At 51.7% G+C, this 22,996-nt stretch carries 13 protein-coding genes, 1 tRNA gene and 2 rRNA genes; 2 read left to right on the forward strand and 14 right to left on the reverse strand.

Annotated elements, in window-relative coordinates:
• Positions 1-16: 16 nt before the first annotated feature.
• From QU597_RS26045 to QU597_RS26055, 3 genes are all read right to left on the reverse strand, one after another.
• A 23S ribosomal RNA gene (locus QU597_RS26045) occupies positions 17-2,943 on the reverse strand.
• Positions 2,944-3,088: 145 nt separating this feature from the next.
• Positions 3,089-3,164 (reverse strand) — tRNA-Ala (locus tag QU597_RS26050).
• A 100-nt stretch (positions 3,165-3,264) separates the two neighbouring features.
• A 16S ribosomal RNA gene (locus QU597_RS26055) occupies positions 3,265-4,812 on the reverse strand.
• The 16S and 23S rRNA genes sit together here with 1 tRNA gene alongside, the layout of an rRNA operon.
• Positions 4,813-5,216: 404 nt before the next feature.
• Between QU597_RS26055 and QU597_RS26060 the strand changes: the two genes are divergently transcribed.
• Both QU597_RS26060 and QU597_RS26065 read left to right on the forward strand, forming a co-directional pair.
• Positions 5,217-6,479, forward strand: a complete 1,263-nt coding sequence (locus tag QU597_RS26060; protein ID WP_310830406.1) for an MFS transporter — start codon at positions 5,217-5,219, stop codon at positions 6,477-6,479.
• Positions 6,480-6,706: 227 nt separating this feature from the next.
• Positions 6,707-7,981: a molybdopterin-dependent oxidoreductase gene (locus QU597_RS26065; protein WP_310830407.1), complete on the forward strand. Its 1,275-nt coding sequence runs from the start codon at positions 6,707-6,709 to the stop codon at positions 7,979-7,981.
• Positions 7,982-8,063: 82 nt separating this feature from the next.
• Here QU597_RS26065 and QU597_RS26070 read toward each other — a convergent pair whose 3' ends face one another.
• From QU597_RS26070 to rfbD, 11 genes are all read right to left on the reverse strand, one after another.
• On the reverse strand, positions 8,064-8,996 hold the full coding sequence (locus tag QU597_RS26070) for a hypothetical protein (RefSeq protein ID WP_310830408.1): 933 nt from the start codon (positions 8,994-8,996) through the stop codon (positions 8,064-8,066).
• A 13-nt stretch (positions 8,997-9,009) separates the two neighbouring features.
• Positions 9,010-10,245: an ABC transporter permease gene (locus QU597_RS26075; RefSeq protein ID WP_310830409.1), complete on the reverse strand. Its 1,236-nt coding sequence runs from the start codon at positions 10,243-10,245 to the stop codon at positions 9,010-9,012.
• Positions 10,242-10,961: an ABC transporter ATP-binding protein gene (locus QU597_RS26080; protein WP_310830410.1), complete on the reverse strand. Its 720-nt coding sequence runs from the start codon at positions 10,959-10,961 to the stop codon at positions 10,242-10,244. Before QU597_RS26080 ends, QU597_RS26075 begins: the two co-directional genes overlap by 4 nt.
• Positions 10,962-10,972: 11 nt before the next feature.
• Positions 10,973-12,694: an alkaline phosphatase gene (locus tag QU597_RS26085; protein WP_310830411.1), complete on the reverse strand. Its 1,722-nt coding sequence runs from the start codon at positions 12,692-12,694 to the stop codon at positions 10,973-10,975.
• Positions 12,695-12,923: 229 nt separating this feature from the next.
• Positions 12,924-14,936 carry an NAD-dependent DNA ligase LigA gene (ligA, locus tag QU597_RS26090; RefSeq protein WP_310830412.1) on the reverse strand — a complete coding sequence of 671 codons (2,013 nt, stop codon included), beginning with the start codon at positions 14,934-14,936 and terminating at the stop codon, positions 12,924-12,926.
• A gap of 160 nt (positions 14,937-15,096) precedes the next feature.
• Positions 15,097-17,457 (reverse strand): DNA helicase PcrA, encoded by a 2,361-nt coding sequence (gene pcrA, locus QU597_RS26095; RefSeq protein WP_310830413.1) that lies wholly within the window; start codon positions 17,455-17,457, stop codon positions 15,097-15,099.
• A gap of 293 nt (positions 17,458-17,750) precedes the next feature.
• Positions 17,751-18,461 (reverse strand): heptaprenylglyceryl phosphate synthase, encoded by a 711-nt coding sequence (gene pcrB / locus QU597_RS26100; RefSeq protein WP_310833414.1) that lies wholly within the window; start codon positions 18,459-18,461, stop codon positions 17,751-17,753.
• Positions 18,462-18,663: 202 nt separating this feature from the next.
• A complete protein-coding gene (locus QU597_RS26105; RefSeq protein ID WP_310830414.1) occupies positions 18,664-19,530 on the reverse strand; it encodes a phosphatidylinositol-specific phospholipase C/glycerophosphodiester phosphodiesterase family protein in 867 nt (288 codons plus the stop codon).
• Positions 19,531-19,626: 96 nt separating this feature from the next.
• Positions 19,627-21,027: an undecaprenyl-phosphate glucose phosphotransferase gene (locus QU597_RS26110; protein ID WP_310830415.1), complete on the reverse strand. Its 1,401-nt coding sequence runs from the start codon at positions 21,025-21,027 to the stop codon at positions 19,627-19,629.
• On the reverse strand, positions 21,024-21,977 hold the full coding sequence (locus QU597_RS26115; RefSeq protein WP_310830416.1) for a glycosyltransferase family 2 protein: 954 nt from the start codon (positions 21,975-21,977) through the stop codon (positions 21,024-21,026). Before QU597_RS26115 ends, QU597_RS26110 begins: the two co-directional genes overlap by 4 nt.
• Positions 21,978-22,130: 153 nt before the next feature.
• Positions 22,131-22,994 (reverse strand): dTDP-4-dehydrorhamnose reductase, encoded by an 864-nt coding sequence (rfbD, locus tag QU597_RS26120; RefSeq protein ID WP_310833415.1) that lies wholly within the window; start codon positions 22,992-22,994, stop codon positions 22,131-22,133.
• Between the last annotated feature and the right edge of the window lie 2 nt (positions 22,995-22,996).

Below are 22,996 nucleotides of genomic sequence, written 5' to 3' on the forward strand. Positions count from 1 at the left end.
GCGTTCTTCGAAATTTTTGGATAAGCCCTCGACCGATTAGTATTGGTCAGCTCCATGCATTACTGCACTTCCACCTCCAACCTATCTACCTCGTCGTCTTCAAGGGGTCTTACTAATTGGGAAATCTCATCTTGAGGGGGGCTTCACGCTTAGATGCTTTCAGCGCTTATCCCGTCCGTACGTAGCTACCCAGCCATGCTTCTGGCGAAACAACTGGTGCACCAGCGGTACGTCCATCCCGGTCCTCTCGTACTAAGGACAGCTCCTCTCAAATTTCCTGCGCCCACGACAGATAGGGACCGAACTGTCTCACGACGTTCTGAACCCAGCTCGCGTACCGCTTTAATGGGCGAACAGCCCAACCCTTGGGACCTACTTCAGCCCCAGGATGCGATGAGCCGACATCGAGGTGCCAAACCTCCCCGTCGATGTGGACTCTTGGGGGAGATAAGCCTGTTATCCCCAGGGTAGCTTTTATCCGTTGAGCGATGGCCCTTCCATGCGGTACCACCGGATCACTAAGTCCGACTTTCGTCCCTGCTCGACTTGTAGGTCTCGCAGTCAAGCTCCCTTATGCCTTTGCACTCTTCGAATGATTTCCAACCATTCTGAGGGAACCTTTGAACGCCTCCGTTACTCTTTAGGAGGCGACCGCCCCAGTCAAACTGCCCGCCTGACACGGTCCCCGTACCCGCTTAGGGTACCAGGTTAGAACCTAGATACGATCAGGGTGGTATCCCAACGGCGCCTCCGCAGAAGCTTGCGCTCCTGCCTCTACGGCTCCCACCTATCCTGTACAGATCGTACCCAAATTCAATATCAAGCTGCAGTAAAGCTCCATGGGGTCTTTCCGTCTTGTCGCGGGTAACCTGCATCTTCACAGGTATTAAAATTTCACCGGATCTCTCGTTGAGACAGCGCCCAAGTCGTTACGCCATTCGTGCGGGTCAGAATTTACCTGACAAGGAATTTCGCTACCTTAGGACCGTTATAGTTACGGCCGCCGTTTACTGGGGCTTCGGTTCATAGCTTCGGGTTACCCCTAACCACTCCCCTTAACCTTCCAGCACCGGGCAGGCGTCAGCCCGTATACTTCGCCTTGCGGCTTCGCACAGACCTGTGTTTTTGCTAAACAGTCGCTTGGGCCTTTTCACTGCGGCCCCCTCGGGCTATTCACCCTACCGAGGCACCCCTTCTCCCGAAGTTACGGGGTCATTTTGCCGAGTTCCTTAACGAGAGTTCTTCCGCGCGCCTTAGAATTCTCTTCTCGCCTACCTGTGTCGGTTTGCGGTACGGGCACCTTCTCCTGGCTAGAGGCTTTTCTTGGCAGTGTGAGATCATGACCTTCGCTACTATAATTTTCGCTCCCCATCACAGCCCAGCCTTACGATGTGCGGATTTGCCTACACACCAGCCTCACTGCTTAGACGGACATCCATCAGTCCGCGTCACTACCCTCCTGCGTCACCCCATCGCTCGTAGCGGATTACGGTGGTACAGTAATTTCAAACTGTTGTCCTTCGACTACGCCTTTCGGCCTCGCCTTAGGTCCCGACTTACCCTGAGCGGACGAGCCTTCCTCAGGAAACCTTGGGCTTTCGGCGGATCAGATTCTCACTGATCTTTTCGTTACTCATACCGGCATTCTCACTTGTATGCTGTCCAGCGCTCCTTACGGTACACCTTCAACCCACATACAACGCTCCCCTACCCCAGATACATACGTATCTAGCCATAGCTTCGGTGGTGTGTTTAGCCCCGTTACATTTTCGGCGCAGAGTCACTCGACCAGTGAGCTATTACGCACTCTTTCAATGGTGGCTGCTTCTAAGCCAACATCCTGGTTGTCTGTGCAACTCCACATCCTTTCCCACTTAACACACACTTGGGGACCTTAGCTGATGGTCTGGGCTGTTTCCCTTTTGACAATGGATCTTAGCACTCACTGTCTGACTCCCGGCAAGAAGTTAATGGCATTCGGAGTTTGACTGAGCTTGGTAACCCTTGCGGGCCCCGCACCCAATCAGTGCTCTACCTCCACCACTCCATTCACCGAGGCTAGCCCTAAAGCTATTTCGGGGAGAACCAGCTATCTCCGAGTTCGATTGGAATTTCTCCGCTACCCCCACCTCATCCCCGTATTTTTCAACATACGTGGGTTCGGGCCTCCAGTGCGTGTTACCGCACCTTCACCCTGGACAGGGGTAGATCACACGGTTTCGGGTCTACGTCCACATACTAAATCGCCCTATTCAGACTCGCTTTCGCTGCGGCTCCGGCTTCTCACCTTAACCTTGCATGTTAAACGTAACTCGCCGGTTCATTCTACAAAAGGCACGCCATCACCCATAGATCGGGCTCTGACTTTTTGTAAGCACACGGTTTCAGGTTCTATTTCACTCCCCTTCCGGGGTGCTTTTCACCTTTCCCTCACGGTACTGTTTCACTATCGGTCGCCAGGTAGTATTTAGCCTTAGCAGATGGTCCTGCTGGATTCATACGGGGTTTCACGTGCCCCGCACTACTCGGGATCCGTCTCGGAGAGAACACAGTTTAGGTTACAGGGCTTTTACCTCTATCGCGGGCCTTTCCAGACCTCTTCACCTACCATATTCCTTTGTAACTCCATGTGAGACGTCCCACAACCCCAAGAGGCAAGCCCCTTGGTTTAGGCTGTTCCGCGTTCGCTCGCCGCTACTGACGGAATCACTATTGTTTTCTCTTCCTCAGGGTACTTAGATGTTTCAGTTCCCCTGGTCTGCCTCTACACACCCTATGTATTCAGATGTGAGTAACTGCGAATTACCACAGCTGGGTTTCCCCATTCGGACACCCCCGGATCAAAGCTTGCTTACAGCTCCCCGAGGCAGTTTCGTTGTTCGCCACGTCCTTCGTCGGCTCCTGGCGCCTAGGCATCCTCCGTGTGCTCTTATTAGCTTAACCAATGCGTTCTCCCGAAGGAAACCGCCAGCATCGCTATAATTGAAACTTGTTTACACAAGTTCAGCTTAAAGGAATATTCTAAAACGCAAATTCGTTTCGGTATCCAGTTTTCAAGGATCAAGGCACTACGATTGATGAAGTTTGTTGGTGGAGCCAAGCGGGATCGAACCGCTGACCTCCTGCTTGCAAGGCAGGCGCTCTCCCAGCTGAGCTATGGCCCCGCAAATTCCATCAAAACCGAACAAATGGATACGCGTTAAGTATCTTGGAAGCTGAGCTTCCGATTTGAATGTTTCCGTTGCAGGAAACGATTCTCCATAGAAAGGAGGTGATCCAGCCGCACCTTCCGATACGGCTACCTTGTTACGACTTCACCCCAATCATCTACCCCACCTTCGGCGGCTGGCTCCCTTGCGGGTTACCCCACCGACTTCGGGTGTTGTAAACTCTCGTGGTGTGACGGGCGGTGTGTACAAGACCCGGGAACGTATTCACCGCGGCATGCTGATCCGCGATTACTAGCAATTCCGACTTCATGCAGGCGAGTTGCAGCCTGCAATCCGAACTGAGACCGGCTTTGCTGGGATTGGCTCCACCTCGCGGTTTCGCTTCCCGTTGTACCGGCCATTGTAGTACGTGTGTAGCCCAGGTCATAAGGGGCATGATGATTTGACGTCATCCCCACCTTCCTCCGGTTTGTCACCGGCAGTCACTCTAGAGTGCCCAGCACTACCTGCTGGCAACTAAAGTCAAGGGTTGCGCTCGTTGCGGGACTTAACCCAACATCTCACGACACGAGCTGACGACAACCATGCACCACCTGTCTCCTCTGTCCCGAAGGCCGCCTCTATCTCTAGAGGATTCAGAGGGATGTCAAGACCTGGTAAGGTTCTTCGCGTTGCTTCGAATTAAACCACATACTCCACTGCTTGTGCGGGTCCCCGTCAATTCCTTTGAGTTTCAGTCTTGCGACCGTACTCCCCAGGCGGAGTGCTTACTGTGTTAACTTCGGCACCAAGGGTATCGAAACCCCTAACACCTAGCACTCATCGTTTACGGCGTGGACTACCAGGGTATCTAATCCTGTTTGCTCCCCACGCTTTCGCGCCTCAGCGTCAGTTACAGCCCAGAAAGTCGCCTTCGCCACTGGTGTTCCTCCACATATCTACGCATTTCACCGCTACACGTGGAATTCCACTTTCCTCTTCTGTACTCAAGCCATCCAGTTTCCAGTGCGACCCCAGGTTGAGCCCAAGGTTTAAACACCAGACTTAAATAGCCGCCTGCGCGCGCTTTACGCCCAATAATTCCGGACAACGCTTGCCCCCTACGTATTACCGCGGCTGCTGGCACGTAGTTAGCCGGGGCTTTCTTCTCAGGTACCGTCACTCCGGTAGCAGTTACTCTACCGGACGTTCTTCCCTGGCAACAGAGCTTTACGATCCGAAAACCTTCATCACTCACGCGGCGTTGCTCCGTCAGGCTTTCGCCCATTGCGGAAGATTCCCTACTGCTGCCTCCCGTAGGAGTCTGGGCCGTGTCTCAGTCCCAGTGTGGCCGTTCACCCTCTCAGGTCGGCTACGCATCGTCGCCTTGGTGAGCCGTTACCTCACCAACTAGCTAATGCGCCGCAGGCCCATCCCTTAGTAGCAGATTGCTCCGCCTTTCATCCTTTTCTCATGAGAGAAAAGGAATTATCCGGTATTAGCTACCGTTTCCGGTAGTTATCCCAGTCTGAGAGGTAGGTTGCCTACGTGTTACTCACCCGTCCGCCGCTAAGCTTATCCCGAAGGATAAGCTCCGCTCGACTTGCATGTATTAGGCACGCCGCCAGCGTTCGTCCTGAGCCAGGATCAAACTCTCCAAATTGGTATTTAGAAAGAGCGATTGCTCATTTTGAAACTGACGATTCATTAAATGAATCTTGTAAAAATTAACGCGTTCCATTTGTTCAGTTTTCAAAGAACTTGCTCCCGGCGTTTCAACATTTTGTCTCTCGCACAGGAATTAGATCATATCATATTTCTTTATTTCTTGTCAACTTATTTTTTTCTCAGCCAATCACTCGGCGTTGATGTCTCATAAGCACAAGAGATAATATATCATGCTGGGCAGATGTTTGCAAGCTTTTTTTACAAAATAATAGTCCGGTGTATATTTGGCCTATCCGGGGCACAAATTGAGTTCCATAACGCTTTGGTTATAGCTAAAATAGGATCTATTGAATCCCCTCCGATTCATTCCTATTATTATCTGCTTGGAAAGGAGTTCAGATGAACAGTAATAGTAACTATCCCGCGGACAATCCTTCATCTGGTATCGAAGTCCGGGAGCAGCGCAATCTGCAGCAGGCCACCATTTACAGGATTCTGCTGGCTGTCAGCTTTGTTCATTTATTCAATGATTCCATTCAGGCGCTTATTCCGGCGATGTTCCCTACGCTAAAGGACAATCTGCTGTTGTCTTTCAGCCAGGTGGGCTGGATTGCTTTTGCCTTGAACATCACCTCTTCAGTAATCCAGCCGGTGATCGGTTATGCGGCCGACCGCAAACCCCGCCCTATCCTCCTGCCACTGGGCATGTGCTGTACGTTCGCCGGAGTGTTTCTTTTAGCTTTTGCGGATAATTATGCTCTGGTAATCTTCTCTGTCATGCTCGTAGGGTTCGGGTCGGCAGCCTTCCACCCGGAAGGGATGCGCGTCGCTCACATGGCGGCAGGTCAGCGCAAAGGACTCTCCCAGTCGATCTTCCAGGTAGGCGGTAACGCCGGACAATCCTTAGGACCTTTGCTCATGAAGTGGGTGTTCATTCCGTTCGGACAGATTGGGGCGCTCGGGTTCACAGTGTTCGCCGCTGCCGGAATTGCTGTTCAGACCTATGTAGCCAGGTGGTACCGTGAAATGCTGGATGCCGGGTACACGTTCCGTAAGAAGTACTCAGGAGGCACAATTGATCCTGCCCGCCGTAAAAGCATCCTGATTGCCACTGTTATTCTCGTCTTTATCGTTTTTGTCCGTTCCTGGTATGGCGCCTCCATCGGCGGTTATTATGCTTTCTACTTAATGGATAATTACGGAATGAAGCTTGATGATGCTCAAGTCTACATCTTTATGTATCTGGCAGCCGGAGCCGTAGGTACTTTTTTTGGTGGCCCGCTTGCTGACCGTTTCGGGCGGCGCAATCTTATCCTGATCTCCATGGTAGGTACGGTGCCGTTTGCGCTTGCGCTTCCTTTTGTGGATCATTTCTGGGCTGCAGTTCTTCTCGTAATCTCCGGCTTCGTACTGCTGTCCAGCTTTTCAGTAACAGTAATCTATGCGCAGATGCTGTACCCTGGCAATATCGGCACAGTCTCAGGGCTTATCACCGGTCTGGCTTTTGGACTCGGCGGTATCGGCTCCGTAGTAATCGGTGAGCTCATTGACCGGATTGGCATCACAACCGTATTCGTAGCCTGCGGCTTCCTTCCGCTGCTCGGTCTGCTTGCGCTCCTGCTGCCTGGTGATAAGAAGCTGGAGCAATGGGCAGCTGAGTAGCTGGGAGTCCTCTTTCCTAACAAAGTAGCTGGGAGTCCTCTTTCCTAACAAGTTACTTCATAAGGTCCATCCTTCCCGGTACCGGGAATGGTGGGCTTTTTGGCACATTCTCCAGCGACTGCAGTCCTTATAAATAGCAGAATTATTCAACCGCTGGTTTTTGCGGTACAATTAATTCAAACTTGAAATAACCAGTAGAGCTCCGGAGGCTTGAGGAGGGATAACGCTTGAAAAAGATGTTGGGAAATATCCGCAAAGGGTATGGAAAAAAGCTGGTCTCGATTCATATGTGGAATGCATGGCTGGTGCTTTTTCTGGCTCTGAGCGGACTGCTGCTGGTGGGGGGCTTCTGGCGTGAACTGCTGGGCGAAGGCAGAGTGTGGCTAAAATGGGCTCATATCGCTTTTGGGCTGGTTCTGCTTATTCCGGTCATCTATTATTTGCTGCTTGCCGCCAAGCACTGGAAGAGGCTGCAGGGAAAAACCGCCCAAAAGACAAACGTAATCTTCGTGCTCATTCTCCTTGTCGGCTGGATCGTATCCGGTATTGTTCTATGGCAATTCAGACTTGCCGGACCGAGGGCAGCCAATATGGCGCTTTTGGTCCATGATCTCCTCACCTGGATCGGGCTTCCTGTCATTATCTATCACTCCATTACCCGGGTTAAATGGCTGAAGGAACCTAAGAAGCGTTCTGTCATCCCTGAACTGGACGCTGGCGAGGGTGGGGGTGCTTCGGGTGGGCAACAACGTCCTGCGGCTACCGGTGGACCCCAGCCTGTGTATACGCGGCGCGGATTCATTAAGCTTGCAGTGGGAGCCGGTCTCGCGATAACGGTCGGCCCCACCTTTGTGAGGTGGATTGGTAAGTCGTTTCAGCTACCCGGGTCTGCAGAGTATGCGGCCAATAATGCCAATACCCTGCTCCCGGATCCCGTGCCGCTGGCTGACTCCTCCCCGCCGATCGGCGGCGGTGCCGAAGGGAACTTCCGGGTGTATACCGTAACGGACATTCCCGCCTTCGATAACTCCAACTGGTCATTCACAATCAACGGTCTGGTGGATAAAACCTTCACCTGGAATTGGGAAGAGTTCGTCAGGCTGCAGCGTGAGGTGCAGGTGAGTGATTTTCACTGCGTCACCGGCTGGTCCGTCTACAAAAACACATGGGAGGGCCTCCCTCTCTACAAGCTGCTCGATATGGCCGGTGTACACAACAAAGCCTCCACAGTCAAATTTTACTCCGGCGACGGTGTTTATACGGACTCTCTTACGCTTGCTCAAGCCCGGATGGAGGACGTGATGGTCGCGGTTATGCATGACGGGCAGCCCATCCCTAATCAGCTGGGCGGACCGGTACGCCTGATTACTCCACAAATGTATGCTTACAAATCAGTCAAATGGCTGAACCGGATCGAGTTAATTGAAGATGATCATGTCGGATACTGGGAACAGCGGGGTTATGATAAAGACGCCTGGGTGCCCGGTGCCAAGCGGGTATAACCACTGTGAGTGTCATCTTATAGTTTAAATGCAAAAGCCTTCTTTTCCCATAGTGGGTAAGAAGGCTTTTATAGTTTGAGTATTATAGGCTTTTAAAGGACGCATCGTACAGGCGGAACATGGTTTTGTAGCCCGACTCGTCAATCTTGATCCCGACATCCAGGCGTCCCGAAATTTCCAGAGGGCCCGAGGTATAGCGGAGCTTGCTGCCTTCGGGCACAAACACAATCATGATCTTGTTCCAGTAGGTCTCATCGCCGTTATCAAACGGGCATTCTGCGCCCGGCTCCGGAATGAGCAGAAACCAGTTCTTCTCAAAGGAAAGGACTTCACCCATAAAGCCTTTTATCGTAACCTTGCTGCCGGTAAGATCCCAAAAACGCTCTGAGGGGCGGGTCTGGTCAGTGCCGTCAAAAAATCCGTTCCAATCAATGTTCGTGTTCCCTGAGGAAGATGCCACTACCGGATTCGCCACATTTGTAGGCTGAGACGGACTGGCCGCCGGGACGGAGCTGGCTTGTGCGGATTCCGGTCCGGCGCTGTCCTTCCCCGCATCCTTGACCTCTGCCGAATTAGCACCATGTGTAGGAGCAGGAGATGTAGCACCCGGGATGGAGCCTGCAGTCTTCTTGGGAGGCTTCTGTGTAACGGCCGCTGCAGATGCAAAAGGTTTAGGCGAAGGCTTGGACGTAGCCGGTACGTTGTCTTCAGCGGCTGTGGCTGTGGCTTCGGATCGTACTGCAGCTTGCGCCTCAGCTATGGCAGGGCCGGGAGTGACAGCCGCAGTTTCTACTGCCGGAGAGTTCTCCACCGCAGGAGAGGCTTCTGCAGAAGCTTGCGGAGCAGCAGTCACATCAGCAGCGGCCAATATGTCAGAGCTGCCTGAAGCTTCTGCCACGGCAGCAAAGGATTCTCCGCTGCCTTCATCTGCCTTGTCCTGACCGCATGCCTGAAGCAGCAGCATACAGATAACGGCTGCCGACATCAGGATCAGTCTTCCCTGTAATCGTATCAAGTGTGTGTCCCTCCTATGATTTGAACAAAGCGAGCGGATGCATCCGGTACATCCGGAAGGCCGGCCCCAGCGAGGACAGCAAACCTATAGAGAGTGCGCCTGCAACAATGAGCCAATGCTCCGGTGTCCAATGATAAGGCTCTATCTGGATACCTGCCTGTGCGAATAACGCATCCTTCAGCAGATAAGCCCCGAGATGGCCGAGCAGCAGACCGAAGATGAGTCCGGCAGCCGTCACCAGCAGACCTTCACTGGTTAATGTCAGCCATACATAAGCCCTGGATTTTCCGAGAAGACGTAAAAGTCCTACATCCTTGGTGCGCTCCCCGACAGCTGCAATCAGAGACAACAAAATCGCAATGCCGGCCAGCAGCACACAGATAGCCGTCAGCACGCTTAGCAGCCTGGATCCCTGATCTACTGCATTCAACACATCTGAGACCGCCTTGCTTGTATAAGCCGCCTGAACCCCATTGCTTCCATCGAGTGTCTGCTTCAGATCGTGGGCCCCTAACAAACTGGCCGGTTTGACCAGCACCGCTGTAATCTCCCGCTCCTCAGGTGCAAGTTCATGCACGGCCCAGGCGTAGTCCACGGTTGTAAATACGGCACGGTCATCCGGGGTGTGGAGTTCAGGGAGAATGCCTGCTACGGTGTAGTGGAAGCTCTCATGGGCATGTTCTTCGTCATGCTCTCCAGCCACATGATTCTCTCCATGCTCCGCTTCACCTGATTCGTGGCCCTCTTCCTGTACAAGCCCGTGCGCACCCGAAAAGGTATCCCCCACCTTCAGTCCCAGAGACTCGGCGACATACGCGCCAACAATGGTTTCACCGGTACGGGTATACATAATACCTTCCTGCAGCTTGCTGTCCCCGTAGCGGGTAAAGAAGTAGCCGGAATCCATCCCGACGATTGGGAACCCCTTGAAATTGTCACCCGTTGTCATGGCAAAGGCCTGATCGACGGATTTATCCTGCTTCGCCTGATCCAAAACGGCAAGCGGAATATTTCCGGTTGGCGCACCGATATGGTAGAAGGTATTTAGCACAAGCTGAGTCTCACTGCCTGCAGCCCCAATGACAAGGTCAAATGGACCGTACCCTTTTTTGGCACCCTGTTCCACGCTCTCCTTGGACAAAGTCAGCAGAACAATAAAAGCAACCGTAATGGCAACTGCACATACGGTAAGCAAAGATAAGAACCGCCGGTGCAGCACGTTCCGGAGAGTCAATCTGAACAGACTCATATCGTTACCTCTTCCCTTTTCACGCGGAGAACCCTCTGCTCAGGCGATGCCTCCCGGCGCACTTCATTGATATCCTGAATGTTCAGGCAGTGCGGAAAGCGGTCCGCCATGTTAAGGTCGTGAGTTACAACGATTAAGGTATGTCCATGGGCTTCGCTTATATCCAGCAAAAGCGAGGAAATCTCGTCCGCTGTTTCCCAATCCAGACTGCCTGTAGGCTCATCCGCCAGCAGAAGCGGCGGCTGATTTACCAGTGCCCGTACAATCGCGACCCGCTGCTGCTGGCCGCGTGACAGCTGGGAAGGCAGATGCTGGCCTCTATCGGAGAGTCCCACCTGCTCCAGCCAATAGTCAACCACCTGCTTTCTCTCCTTGCGCGAAAGCCGGGAGGTCATCGCAATCTCAACATTCTGCCTGGCTGTCAGTGAAGGAATGAGATGAAAGTCCTGCAGCACATAGCCGATAGAGGAAGCACGAAAGGCATCGCGCTTCGCCTCTGCCAAACTGTGAAGCGGCTGGCCGTTCACCGCTATTTCACCGCTGTCTGTCCGCAGGATTCCGCTAACCAGATGCAGAAGCGTGCTTTTACCGGACCCACTGGGTCCGGTAATGGCTACACGCTCTCCTTTTTCAACTGTCCACTCTGGTATATCCAGGATCCGTACAACTCTTCCGTCGACCTTAAATTGTTTCTTCAAATCTCGAATTTGGAGCAACCAGGCCACTCCTATCTCAGTATGATCCGTTCGGACAAAGCATCCCAGGTTAAGGTTGTGCCCTTCAGCTGACTGAATGCGTTAAGCGGGAGATACAGCACGCCATTATCAACATCAACTGTATAAGCTGCTGTTTTGCCGTTGAATTTGGCTGTTTTGTCCGTCAGGTTAACCTCAATGGTATTCTTCGCAAGACTCAGCTTCGCAGTAGCTGTATCCCCTTTATAAGTTCCTCCAAGCGCTTTGGCCAGTGCCCCGGCCGGATAGAGCACCTCGTTGTCGCGGCTGATTTTAAACTTCGGATACAAATATTTGGACTGCAGCTCTGCTGAGCTCTTCTCCAAATTCAGACCCAGGATGCCTGCGCCCGCTTTTGCAATTTGCGTGTTGTCCACCTGGCCCTTCACCTTGTCTGCGATTGGACCATACGCCCAGATTCCGACATCCACTGCGGAGTGCCCATGACCGGACCAGCCTACCAGGAGTCGCTTGGAAATCACCGCATTATATGCGCCTTCACGTTTATAAGAGGAACCGTCGCCATTCATGATCTGGGTAACTTCCTCATCGGAAAGATCCGTAATCCATGTATTCGCCGTTACGATACTGCGGATCTCTTCCGGTGTCTGGGCTGCCTCAAGACTTGCTGCCAGGCTTTCGGAGGAGTGCTTTTGCTTGTTCCACAAATCGATGTTGATTTCGTAGATATTGTCGCGGGAAAGGGACAGGCCACCTGTTTCATGGTCTGCTGTAACTACCACGGAGGTGTTACCGTTTTTCTTCGCGAATTCAATCGCCGTCTTAAATGCGGCATCAAAGTCTAGTGTCTCTTGAACAAGTGTAGGAAGATCATTAGCATGACCGGCATGGTCAATACGTCCGCCTTCAATCATCATGACAAAGCCGTCTTTATCCGTAGACAAAATATTCAGCGCTTTGGAGGTCATTGCCGCCAGACTCGGAATTTCCGCCGTACGATCCGGAACATAGGCAACATGCGAGTTGCCGAACAGGCCCAGAACCTTGGAGTTTTTGGAGGTGAGCGCATTTAGAGCCGAAGTATTCTCTACCACAGTGTATCCTTTGGCTTTAAAGTCAGGGAGGATGTTCTTGTCTGTACGTTTGCCCTTCTCATCCTTGGTTACAAAAAACTGCTTGCCGCCGCCCATTAAGACATCTACGCCGCTCTCCAGATACTGCGAGGCAATCGCTGATTCATTATCGCGGCTGCGGACATGGGAAGCGTAAACGGCTGGTGTGGCATGGGTAATACGAGCGGTGGTCACAAGCCCGGTTGCCTTGCCGCTGCTCTCGGCAGCTTCAATAATGGAGGCAAACGGTTTGGATACATCCTCGTTGGACACACTGATCCCCGCATTATATGTTTTATGACCTGTAGCAAATGCAGTACCAGCTGAAGCGGAGTCCGTGACGATACCCGAAACGACTTTCCCGCCATCCTCTCCACGGTCTGCATATGTAGTTGCTTGTCCTACATAATATGGATCGATGTTTAGATGATTGACACCCTTAGTGTATTGCTGAAAATATCTTGCCGCAGAAACTTGTGCCGGACCCATACCGTCGCCAATCAGAACGATGAGGTTTTGAGACTGGGCTTTGGCCGTTACCCCTGCTTTAGTTGTACTTTGTGCTGCTCCCGCAAGGGTTGCCCCCGAAACTACAGCTACAGCCAATCCTCCAAAAACGATGCCCTTCATAAGCTTCTTCATTGTGTACCCCTTCCTGATTATATTGATTCTTACCCAGCTTACCTTGGAAAGGTTAACGAACTGTCAAAATAAGTAATGAGTTGTATTAAATTATCAGTTGTTCATATATTACTGCTAGAACTAGAAGGAAAATTCATCACGTAAAAAAAGCCCTGTAATCTTTCGCCTTAAAGCGAATAGATCACAGGACTCTGTTCTTGCATTTGTATGTTCCCTGATACCAGCGTGCTTACATCTCAAGCAGCCTGATCAGTTCTTCTTCATCTTCAATAACTTGAATACCGAGCTGCTGTGCCTTGGCCAGCTTGCTGCCCGCCTTTTCCCCGGCAATGACCAGGTCCGTCTTTTTGGAGACACTTCCGGATACCTTGGCCCCCAGGGCCTCCAGACGCTCCGCTGCTTCCTCCCGGGTCAGCTTCTGCAGCGAACCGGTTAAGACGACCGTTTTGCCGCTGAAGAAGGAATTGGTATTGACCTGACGCGGGGCTTCAGGAGCCTTGGCCTCTACGCCCAGGTTGAGCATACGGTTGATGCTGGTGGCAACAAACGGATCCGCGAAGAAGCTTACGATGCTCTCCGCCACAATTCCGCCGATATCTGGCAGACCCGCCAGCTCCTCTGCTGTTGCGTTCATTACCGCTTCCAGACTGCGGTAGTGCTCAGCCAGCATTCTTGTAGTCGCTTTGCCGGTATTCGGGATGCCCAGAGCAAACAGGAATGAAGCGAGATCACGGCCCTTGCTCTCCTCCAGCGCTTTGATCAGATTATCCGCCTTCTTCTCCCCAAAGCGGTCCAGCTTCACCAGCTGCTCAAAGGTCAATTCATATAAATCCGCCGGCTCACGCACACCCAGTTCTTCATGCAGCTGGCCGGCAGTTTTCTCGCTGAATGTCTCAATATCCATCGCATCGCGGGAAGCAAAATGGGTAATCCGGCTGATAATCTGCGGTTTACAGTCAAGCTTGTTATTGCAGAACAGATGCGCTCCGCGCATTTCCAGCGGGAACCCGCAGGCAGGACAGTTATCCGGGAAGATGATCTCCCCGCCGTCGCTTTCTTCAGTTACCTTGCCGAGAATTTCCGGAATGACATCATTGGAGCGGCGGATGAAGACCCGTGTCCCCAGCGCAAACTTAAGGTTCTTGCGTTCAATATCTCCTACATTGTTAAGTGTACAGTTCTGGACGGTAACACCAGCCAGCTCGACTGCCTCTACACGGGCAAGCGGAGTGACTTTGCCGGTACGGCCTACATTCCAGCTGACCGATTCCAAAATGGTTGTCGTTTCTTCCGCCTCGAACTTGTAAGCCACTGCCCAGCGCGGGAACTTATCCGTGTAACCCAGCGCTTCCCGAATCCGGAAGTCGGTCACCTTGATGACCGCACCGTCGATCAGATAATCAAGACCGGAACGGCTCGCTTCAATCTCGGCCAGCTGCTCGGTAACCTCATCGAAATTATCGAAATAGGTAAGATAAGGATTAACCTTAAAACGGTTGTTCCGCAGAAAAGCCATCATCTCCTGATGATCAGCAAACTGCACACCCTCGGCATACCCCACATTATAAAAGAAAGCATTCAGCCTGCGGTCTGCGGTGGTCTTCGGGTTCAGGTTGCGCAGTGCACCTGCTGCTCCGTTGCGGGCATTCTTCAGCGGCTCGGCTGCCCGTGTGTTGTAATCAGCCAGTACGGACAGATTCATGATTCCTTCACCTTGGACTTCAATCAGGCCCTCCTTGAAGGGAATCGTGAGCGGAACCGATTTGATGGTCTTCACTTGGGCGAGAATCCCTTCACCCGTCACCCCGTTGCCTCTAGTCGCAGCCTGTACAAGCGCACCGTCACGATAGGTCAGGTTGAGGGTCAAACCATCGAATTTGAGTTCCACCGCATAACAAGGCTCCGGCAGCGGCGTTTCAGGATTCTTTGTATTATAATCATTCACCAGCTTCAGCACCCGGGTATTCCAGCTCCGCAGCTGCTCGATATTCTGCGCTTTATCCAGGCTCCATAAAGGCGCAAGATGCCGGTGGGGAGTAAATCCCTTCAGCAGCTCGCCTCCAACACGCTGGGTCGGAGAATCAGGGAGCACAATGCCACTCTCCGCTTCAAGCTGAACCAGCTTATCATAGAGCACATCATATTCCTTGTCGCTAATCTGCGGCGCATCCAAGGTGTAATAGTGGTAATTGTACTGATTCAGCTCTGCTACGAGCTCTTCCATGGTATGCATAACGTCCATCCGGGCGCATCCCTCCGTCATAAGGATAATATCTACAAGATGAACTTAAGAATGAATTAGCGGAGTTAGCTCACATTCTTAAGTTCACATTCTATAGCATGTGAATGACACATCTACTACTCTTTATATTCTAAAAATGCATTCGCTATCCCTGGCCGGATTATTCGACTTTGGTAATCGGGGCAAACCCCGCCAGCAGCCGCTTGACGCCGACCGGTGCCGGAAAGGCGATCTGCAGCTCCGTATCGTTGCCGCTGCCCTTGACGGACACAATGGTGCCAGTGCCCCATTTGCCGTGGGCAACCTTGTCTCCCGCCTTGTAGTCACCGGGCGCCGCGGCCGCCCCGCCCGTAGCGCGCTGCGCGCCTGCTCCGGTCGTCACCGTCACGCGTCCTGCGCCAGGCACTGCGGACGCGGTACTGCCGCCTAGGCTGGTGCTCTGCCCGCCAGCCGGCGCTGTGCCGGCACCGCCTGTAGCGCGGCTGCCGAAGTTCCCCCGGCCGCCGCCGCCGAAGCCGCGGCCGCCATAGGCACCGCCAACCTCCGCGCCGCCGCGCCGGAAGCGGTCCGATTCCTTAACCGTATCTTCCTTCAGCTCCTCCGGAATCTCTTCCAGGAAGCGGGACGGCGCATTGGCGGTCGTCCGTCCGAACAGCGTGCGCATTCTTGCACAGCTGAGGAACAGCTGCTTCTCCGCACGTGTAATCCCTACATAGGCCAGCCGCCGTTCCTCTTCCAATTCATCATTGTCCTGGAAAGCACGGCTGTGCGGGAACACCCCTTCTTCCATCCCGATGATGAAGACTGTCGGGAACTCCAGACCCTTCGCGCTGTGCATCGTCATCAGCACCACGGCATCGCTGCGTTCCTCATCATCATTCACACTATCGATATCTGCAATCAGCGCCAGATCAGTAAGGAAGGAGACCAGCGACTTGTCTTCATTATTTTTCTCAAATTCCATCGTTACCGACAGGAACTCATCGATGTTCTCCAGGCGGGAACGGGATTCGAGCGTATTCTCATTTTGCAGCTCCAGCCGGTATTGCGACAGTTCCAGAATCTTCTCGGTCAGCTCGGTCACCGACAGGAATTCCACCATCCGGTGCAGCGCTTCGATCATATCATAAAACTCCACCAGTGCATTCCGCGTCCGGCCGGCAAAGCCGAGATCGTCCACCGTCTGCAGTACCCGGAATATCGAAACACCGCGTTCTGCCGCCGCTACAGCAAGCTTGCCGATTGTCGTATCTCCCAGACCGCGCTTAGGCACATTGATAATCCGTGCTAAGCTGATATCATCATCAGGATTGGACAAGAGACGCAGATAAGCCAGGAGGTCTTTGATTTCTTTACGGTCATAGAACTTAATCCCGCCGACAATCTGATACGGTATATCTGATTTAATCAGAATTTCTTCTATTACACGGGACTGGGCATTGGTACGGTACAGAATTGCATGATTCTGATAGGCCTGCCCCTGCTTAACATTCTTGCTGATTTCACCCGTAACAAAATATCCCTCATCATGCTCGGAATCCCCGCGGAATACCTTGATCTTCGCGCCTTCGTCCGAATCTGTCCACAGTTTCTTCGGCTTGCGGCCGGTGTTCAGCGCTATAACGCCATTGGCAGCGTTCAGAATATTAGAGGTCGAGCGGTAGTTCTGCTCCAACAGAATGGTTTTGGCTTCCGGATAATCCTCTTCAAAGTTTAGAATGTTGGTAATATCCGCTCCGCGCCAGCGGTAGATGGACTGGTCGCTGTCGCCGACCACACAAATCCGGTGATGGCTGTCCGCAAGCATGCGGCAGAGCATGTACTGCGCCCGGTTCGTATCCTGATACTCATCGACATGAATGTACTTGAATTTCTTCTGGTAGAAATCAAGCACCTCAGGCACTTCCTTGAATAATTGAATGGTCTTCATAATCAAGTCGTCGAAATCCAGCGAGTTGTTGCTTCTCAGCCGCTGCTGGTACTTGGTATACACCTTAGCGACAAGTCCTTCAAAATAATCGCCGATCTTCTGCTCATACTGGGCCGGAGTGATCAGTTCGTTCTTGTTCGTACTGATTACCGCCTGCACGGCTTTGGGTTCAAACTTCTTGGTGTCGATATTCAGATCCTTCATGCAGTTGCGGATAACCGACAATTGGTCCGTAGAATCGAGAATGGAAAAATTGGAGGTGAACCCGATCCGTTCAATATCCTTGCGCAGAATACGCACACACATCGAGTGGAAGGTGGATACCCAGATATCCCGCCCCTCCGGGCCGACCAGCTTGGAGACACGCTCCTGCATTTCACGGGCTGCTTTATTCGTAAAGGTTATTGCCAGGATCGCCCAAGGCGGCGCTTTGCGGTTCGCAATCAGCCAGGCGATACGGTGGGTAAGCACGCGTGTCTTGCCGCTGCCCGCTCCGGCCATAATCAAGAGAGGTCCTTCAGTGGTTTCTACAGCCTGGCGCTGTGGAGGATTCAGCCGGCTTACGGCGTCCTGTATGTTAATAAGTTGCATGTGTAACATGCTCCTTTCCAATATAAGCTTGATATAAACTGAACTATATAGATTGAACTTATGATTTTTCTATTTGAGGGATTAGCCGTGACTACAGAGAATGTTTGGGCTTCCGGCCGCTGTTAGGGTTGGATTTCCTTGAATTTAACTGCTTATAGCAGTAGAAATCCAAACCTAAAGGCGGACGCTACCGCTCCTCCAGCTCCAAAATTCCCCTCCGCCACTTTCCCCTTAATGTATATTTTCAAGTTCAATCTATTTAGTAACTTTCTATTTAACACTGATTATACGGGCTACTCCAATTGAATCTTCGGTGTCTGCTTAACTGCCTGCACGGTGAGCAGCGCCCGCTGCACATCCCGGTAGATAATATTGCCTACAACAACGGTATCGCAAAGGGCAGCCGCCTGCTTCGCCTCAGCCTCGCTGGTAATTCCGCCTCCGTAAAAGAGCTGACTGTTCTCCACCGTCTCCCTAACTTCCCGCACCGTCTCCATATTGCCGAACCTCCCGCTGTATTCGAGGTAAACGACCGGCAACTGCATCAGCTTGTCCGCGATCTGCGCATACGCCGCAGCCCCACGCGCACTTAAGCGGCTGTCTGCGCCCGTAAGACGGGCTACAGATGAGTCCTCATTCAAGACAATGTACCCTTCTGTCAGCAGCAACTCCCACGGGATCAGGCTGCCAAAACGCTCTATCGCTTTGCGGTGGTGACCGAGAATCCAGTCCGTTTCAGAAGTATTCAGTACCATAGGAATCATATATAAATCAAATCCCGGCACGGCCGCTTCCAGATCTGAAACCTCCAGTGCACAAGGAAGCTCATACTGCCGCACTCTGGCGAGCAGCCGGGTGGTATTCTCATAAGTAACGCCCGTGGATCCGCCTATGAGAATGGCATCGGTACCGGAACGGCAAACCGCGTCCAGCTCCTGATCACCGAGCTCACGGTCCGGGTCCAGCTTGAATACATGCCGCCACGGCTGTATTAATTGCCGCATTTCATTCATCCATCGTCCATCCTCACCAATTTATCTAGACATCCCCTGCGTTACACAGAGCATCGCCACAGGTTATTCATGCCAAGCCAAAAAACACTCCCGCCAACGCAAAAACCGTAACTCTAGTCTATGCCAGCATAAAGGGGAGTGTCAATTTAAAGCAGGGAAAAATACGAACATTTTTTCGCGTTTTTAGGATCGTTTAGCGTAATCCCCGAATCCCGACCAAGTCATCCTCCGAGATAAAATCGGTATAAAATCCGTCCACACCCATCCGGGACAGCTTCGTAATCTCCTGCTCATCGTTGAGCGTATGCACATATACGCGGGCTCCGGCCCGTTTCAGCTTCCGAACAAAGCTCTTGGAGGCTCTGGTAACCGGCATCGTAATCTCCACCCCCGTATCCTTAACGAAAGCAAGCACCTGCTCATCACTATCCTGGGATTGATACAGAGTATAAATCACCTCTGGAAAAGCATATACCTTATTTACTACGTCCAGCATGTCACGGCTGTAAATTTGCGGAACAATCCGCTCCAGCAGCGAAGGATCTTTGCGCTCAGCAGCTTCAACAATAAGTCTAAACTGTCTGGTTACCAGCTCGGGGTCATGCTCCTTCGTATCCGTCACAATATAAGCATCCGGGTAAGCAATCATCAGATCCATAATCTTGTCAATGTCGAGTGGAGAATACAGTTCAAGGATAGGAGTATCCATAACCTCATTGTAACTAAGTACCGTTCCTTGTTTGGCTGCAGGAAGCACATCAAGCTGACCCAGCAGCTTACTCATATTGCCTGTCCACTCATGACGGGCAATCAGCTTATTGTCTGTTGTAAGCAGTAAATCCGTTTCAAACAGCCGGCTTCCCTGCTCATAGTTGGCAACAAAAGCATCGAGAGTATTCGTATACGTATGACCGTTAATCCCGCCCATCGCATGGGCAATGATCCGGTATGCTATAAATCCGGTTGCCGGTTCTTCTTCCTTGGGCCATAGGGTAATCACGAGTAAAAGTATAAGTGCAGCAACCATGATGACTGACGCTGTTAGCTTTCTTTTATCCATAATAGAGGGTTTCCTTTGCCGGGTTTAGTATGGAAAAAGCAAAAACGGCTGTAGCCTTATAGAAGGATGGCAACCGTTTCTATGGAAGATATAAAATTAATAGGCATTTTTGAAGCCGTTGCGGATCGTTCTGACAATAATCCGGATATCAAACAGCAGCGACCAGTTTTCGATATAGAAAATATCATGCTTGATCCGCTCTTCAATCGAGGTATCGCCGCGCAGGCCGTTGCTCTGTGCCCAGCCGGTAATCCCCGGGCGTACATGATGCTTCACCATATATTTCGGGATCTCACCGCGGAACTGTTCTACATAAAACGGACGCTCGGGCCGCGGACCAACCACACTCATCTGCCCCAGCAGCACATTAATGAACTGCGGCAGCTCATCCAGACTGGTCCGGCGGATAAAGGTGCCAAACCGGGTACGGCGGGGATCTTCCTTCGTACTCCAGCCTGTATCCTCTTCACCATCCGTCTGCATCTTCATCGAACGAAATTTGTACATCATAAAGTTGCGCCGGTTGAGTCCTACCCGCTCCTGCTTGAAGATAACCGGCCCAGGCGAAGTAATCCGTACACCCAGTGCTACAATAAGCATTACAGGAGACATCATAACTATGGCAAACAGTGAGAACACAATATCAAATGCCCGCTTGGCCAGCTTATTACCAGTCATATCCAGCGGAATATCCCGCACATTGATCATCGGCATTCCGGCAAAATTGTCAAAGTACGGACGGGCCGGCAGGTAGTCGAAGAAATCGGGAATAATCAGCGTCCGCACACCCGCTTTCTCGCAGGCGGCAATAATTGCCGGATATTTGGAGTGGGCATCCAGCGGAAGTGCCAGAATCACCTCGTCCACAGGCAGCATCTCAAGCATTCCGGGAAGCTCATCGACCGTACCCAGAATCGGCTTAAAGCGCTGTTCTTCGATCCCGTCCCATTTTTGGTAGTCATCCAGGAATCCGATCGTCTCATATCCCAGCTCCGGGTATTGCACGAGATTATTATAGAATCTTTTACCCAAAGTGCCGGCCCCGATAATCAGGACAAACTGGCGGTTGTAGCCTTTTTCCCGCAGCGATTTCAGCATTGACTTCAGCACATAACGGTACAGCATAATGGATAAAATATTGAAGCCCATATAAATGGCCAAATATTGACGGGAAACGTCGATTTCCTTCAGGAAGAACATTACGCCAAGCAGGATGAAGATAGCCATCACATGCACTTGAAAAATTTTGAGGAATTCGTCGACAAAACGCTTCTTGCGCTTCGGCAGATATAGAGACAGCACAATCCCGATCAACACAGCAATCACGGCGTACATTATGCTCCAATAAGCATACGATTCTACCGGGAGCGTATTGTAGGACTCCAGCAAACCGCTCTTAAACTTCAGCCACCACGCTGCCAGAAAAGACAGCTGAATCACCAGAAAGTCGGTAACCATATACAGCTGGGTTAAAAACTTCTGATTACGGCGGATCATAATCTCACCTCAGCCTTCGATTCAATCTGTGGTCCGGCTTCTCCGGAAACCGTTAAGCTCTGTGCCGGAGAAGGGACCCCACGCGGGATAATCAGCGCATTACGCAGCAGCGACAACATAAATTTCACACCTACTCCGGCATATACCGTTCCATTAATTATACTGTTGTATTGCCTGCTATAATGCTTGCGGTGAAATAATATCATCGCTCTATGAAACTCATACACGATCTTAAACGGCCTGCGCCGCGCACTGCCGCCCTTCAGATGAATGATCGATGTCTGCGGATAGTAGTAGATTCCCCAGCCGGCTTCTTTAATCCGGTAGCACCAGTCCAAATCTTCACCATACATAAAAAACTCTTCATCCAGCCCGCCCACCTGGTCAATCGTCTTCCGCCGGAGCAGCATGAACGCCCCGACTAAACAATCAACGGGGTATGCCTGATCGGGATCTAAGTAGCCTAACTGATACCCATTGAATTTGGGGTTGTCAGGAAACAGCTTGCTGAAGCCAAAAGCATAATAGAACGATGCGGAAGGCGTGGGGAATCCTCTCTTGCAGGCCTTATCCAGCGAACCATCCGGCAAAATTACCTTACAGCCCGAAGCCCCGAGATCCGGACGGCTATCCATGAAGGAAACCATAGTCTCCAGCGTATCCCGGCGGATCACCGTATCGGAATTAAGCAGCAGCACATAACGTCCGGAGGCAGCCTCCATCCCCTGGTTATTGCCGCGGGCGAATCCGACATTCTCTGAATTGGCGATCAGCAGCACATCGGGAAATTCTGCGCTGATTTTCTCTACCGAATCATCATGCGAATGATTGTCTATCAAAATGATCTCATAGGAATAGTTCGTATCCGATTCATAAACCGACCTTATGCAGTCAAGCGTCAGGCGGCATGTGTTGTAATTGAGGATTAATATACTAACATCTACATTCACTGCACTACGCTCCTGACAAATATAGTAATCTATCGACAATTATTATAGCACAAAAACCTCCCTGATAGGCAGAGGCTGTTAGGGAGGTTTTTACAGTTATGATTTTGTAATTCCAAAAGAATGAGGGGAAGTATTGGGGGTAGGATGACAGTTCTACTCCTTAAGCTCCAGCAAAAAGTCTCTAAGCCCTTCCCGCCATGGCCGGATATCCTGGAACCCGTTCGTACGGATGGATAAATGCTCCATCACAGAGTAACGGGGACGCGGCGCCGGACGCGGAAATTGTTCTGTAGCACAAGGTTCAAGCTTCGCCGTAAACTTAAGTCCAAGAAGCTCTTCAGCTTCCGCGAAGATTGCTTGTGTAAACTCATACCATGTGCAGAACTCACTGTTAGAGGCGTGGTACACACCATACTTTTCAGTCTGGATCAGTTCCAGCAGGAAGTTAGCCAAATCTACTGTATAGGTTGGAGAGCCTGTTTGGTCATTCACCACTTGCAGCAGCGGCTTTTCCTGCCCCAGCTTCAGCATTGTTTTCACGAAGTTGTTACCATACTTACCATATACCCAAGAGGTGCGGACAATGAAAAACTTAGAAGAAAGGGACTGCACCAGAATTTCTCCAGCCCGTTTCGACTTGCCGTAAATGCTCTTAGGATCGGTATTATCATATTCATGATAAGGCTGGGTGCCCATGCCATCAAAAACATAATCCGTACTAATGTACACCAGCTTAGCTCCTGCTCTTTCCGCAGCAAGGGCCACATTCCGGCTTCCGGTAGCATTGATCACATAAGCTGCATCAATATCAGTCTCCGCCGCGTCCACAGCAGTATGGGCAGCGCAATGAATGACTGCATCCGGACGGAAGCCGGAGATGATCTCTATGCACTGATCCAAATCCGTAATGTCCATTTCCTGACGGTCGCAGCCAAGCACCTCATGTCCCTGCTTTTGCAACAGCAGCACCAGGTCCTGCCCCAGCTGACCGGCTGAACCTGTAACAAGTACTCTCATGT

This window comes from Paenibacillus pedocola (genome assembly GCF_031599675.1).
Lineage (GTDB): Bacteria > Bacillota > Bacilli > Paenibacillales > Paenibacillaceae > Paenibacillus_AQ > Paenibacillus_AQ pedocola.

What these genes read in the sequence shown, in the direction of transcription:
- ligA (WP_310830412.1), bottom strand. Translation starts at nt 14,936, where the DNA reads ATGGACGTTATGCATACCATGGAAGAGCTCGTAGCAGAGCTGAATCAG.
- QU597_RS26085 (WP_310830411.1), bottom strand. Translation starts at nt 12,694, where the DNA reads ATGAAGAAGCTTATGAAGGGCATCGTTTTTGGAGGATTGGCTGTAGCT.
- QU597_RS26110 (WP_310830415.1), bottom strand. Translation starts at nt 21,027, where the DNA reads ATGATCCGCCGTAATCAGAAGTTTTTAACCCAGCTGTATATGGTTACC.
- pcrA (WP_310830413.1), bottom strand. Translation starts at nt 17,457, where the DNA reads ATGCAACTTATTAACATACAGGACGCCGTAAGCCGGCTGAATCCTCCA.
- pcrB (WP_310833414.1), bottom strand. Translation starts at nt 18,461, where the DNA reads ATGCGGCAATTAATACAGCCGTGGCGGCATGTATTCAAGCTGGACCCG.
- QU597_RS26075 (WP_310830409.1), bottom strand. Translation starts at nt 10,245, where the DNA reads ATGAGTCTGTTCAGATTGACTCTCCGGAACGTGCTGCACCGGCGGTTC.
- QU597_RS26060 (WP_310830406.1), top strand. Translation starts at nt 5,217, where the DNA reads ATGAACAGTAATAGTAACTATCCCGCGGACAATCCTTCATCTGGTATC.
- rfbD (WP_310833415.1), bottom strand. Translation starts at nt 22,994, where the DNA reads ATGAGAGTACTTGTTACAGGTTCAGCCGGTCAGCTGGGGCAGGACCTG.
- QU597_RS26105 (WP_310830414.1), bottom strand. Translation starts at nt 19,530, where the DNA reads ATGGATAAAAGAAAGCTAACAGCGTCAGTCATCATGGTTGCTGCACTT.